This is a genomic window from Pseudomonas sp. BS-2016 (genome assembly GCF_001806145.1).
Taxonomy (GTDB): domain Bacteria; phylum Pseudomonadota; class Gammaproteobacteria; order Pseudomonadales; family Pseudomonadaceae; genus Aquipseudomonas; species Aquipseudomonas lundensis.
In genome coordinates this window covers 1-1,823 of the sequence record NZ_MLCT01000083.1, presented here as the reverse complement: position 1 = coordinate 1,823, position 1,823 = coordinate 1, and the positions used below count along the sequence as shown (strand labels likewise).

Here is a 1,823-nt window from a genome sequence, read left to right as displayed (position 1 = left end):
TAGGGCGAGCCCCCTCCCACATCCGGCGTCGCGCAGGTAGACTTCAAACCCCGTGTAAATGTCTGCAGGCTGGAGTCGGTAATGCGTAAAGATAAGAAACAGGTGATTGGCGACGAAATCGGTGACGACCAGATCAAGTTGTTCCTGGACTTCGAGCCGGTTGATGCGACGTCGCCGTCCCTGCACAAACTGATCAAGGCCTATCGCGGCCTGCGTATCGACGACTTCGAGCGTTTCCTGGGCTTTTTCAAAGAAGCAGGCCTGGACCTGGACGGCAAGGACGAGCATGGCCAGACCTTCGTCGACCTGATCAAGGACCAGCGCAACGCCGCCGAGTACATCGAACTGATCGACAACGCCCGCGGCTGATTGTCCGAGCAAAAAAAACGCCCCGGCTTCAGAGTCCGGGGCGTTTTGCTTTTAACGGTAGGAGCGAGCTTGCTCGCGAAGAACCTGAGAGCGGCGCCTTAATCCACTTGCGCCGCGTTATCGTTGACGTTTTTCGCGAGCGAGCTCGCTCCTACAGGTTCCACCAGCTCCAGGCTGATGTTGTTCTGCGTGTTGATCTTGCGATACAGCTCGGCGTCCGTCTCCAGCACTTTCTCGCGCGCCGGGAAGATCTCGTGCAGCTTGGTGGCCCATTCACCGGCGGCTTTCTGCGGGAAGCAGCGCTCGATCAGCTCCAGCATGATCGAGACGGTGACCGAAGCACCAGGAGACGCGCCCAGCAGCGCCGCAAGCGAACCGTCCTTGGCAGCAACCAGTTCGGTGCCGAACTGCAGCACGCCGCCTTTCTTCGGATCTTTCTTGATTATTTGCACGCGCTGGCCGGCCACTTCCAGGCGCCAGTCTTCGGCTTTCGCCTCGGGGTAGAAGCGACGCAGGGATTCCAGGCGCTGTTCCATGGACTGGCGCACTTCGCTGACCAAGTACTTGGTCAGGTCCATGTTGTCGCGGGCCACGGCCAGCATCGGGCCGATGTTGCCGGCGCGAATCGACATCGGCAGGTCAAGGAACGAGCCGTGTTTGAGGAACTTGGTGGTGAAACCGGCGTATGGCCCGAACAGCAGGGATTTCTTGCCATCCACTACGCGGGTGTCCAGGTGCGGCACGGACATCGGCGGCGAGCCCACGGCAGCCTGGCTGTAGACCTTGGCCTGGTGCTGCTTGACCACTTCCGGGTTGTCGCAACGCAGCCACTGGCCGCTCACCGGGAAGCCGCCGAAGCCTTTGCTCTCTTCGATGCCCGAGGCCTGCAGCAATGGCAGCGCCGCACCGCCAGCGCCGAGGAATACGAACTTGGCATCGACGTCGCGGCTGTTACCGCTATTGACGTCCTTGATGCTCACGGTCCAGCCCGCGCCGTTGCGCTTGAGGCCGGTCACGCGTTTGCAGTACTTGACCTGGGCGTCCGGCGAGCTGGTCAGGTGGCTGAGCAACTGATTGGTCAGGGCGCCAAAGTTGACGTCTGTGCCGTTCATCACACGGGTGGCGGCGATTTTTTCATCGAGCGGGCGGCCCGGCATCATCAGCGGCATCCACTCGGCCATTTCGCTGCGGTCTTCGGTGTAGTGCATGTCCGAAAACGCGTGGTGCTGGCTGAGGGTCTCAAAGCKCTTCTTGAGGAAGGACACGCCTTTGTCGCCCTGCACGAAGCTCAGGTGGGGCACCGGGCTGATGAACGACCTGGACGAGCCAAAGGTGCCCTTCTTGGTCAGGTAAGCCCAGAACTGCTTCGACACCTCGAACTGGGTGTTGATGTGCACGGCTTTCTTGATGTCGATGGAGCCATCGGCGGCCTGCGGCGTGTAGTTCAGCTCACA

The 1,823-nt window shown here is 60.8% G+C and carries 2 protein-coding genes; one reads left to right on the top strand and one right to left on the bottom strand.

Annotation, left to right across the window (positions count from 1 at the left end):
- Positions 1-81 precede the first annotated feature (81 nt).
- Positions 82-369: a PA4642 family protein gene (locus BKD70_RS22440; RefSeq protein ID WP_003188614.1), complete on the top strand. Its 288-nt coding sequence runs from the start codon at positions 82-84 to the stop codon at positions 367-369.
- Positions 370-467: 98 nt separating this feature from the next.
- On the opposite strand, the gene mqo is transcribed toward BKD70_RS22440, so the two are convergent.
- The coding region (gene mqo, locus BKD70_RS22435) for a malate dehydrogenase (quinone) (RefSeq protein ID WP_070415424.1) at positions 468-1,823 on the bottom strand (1,356 nt) is incomplete at its 5' end.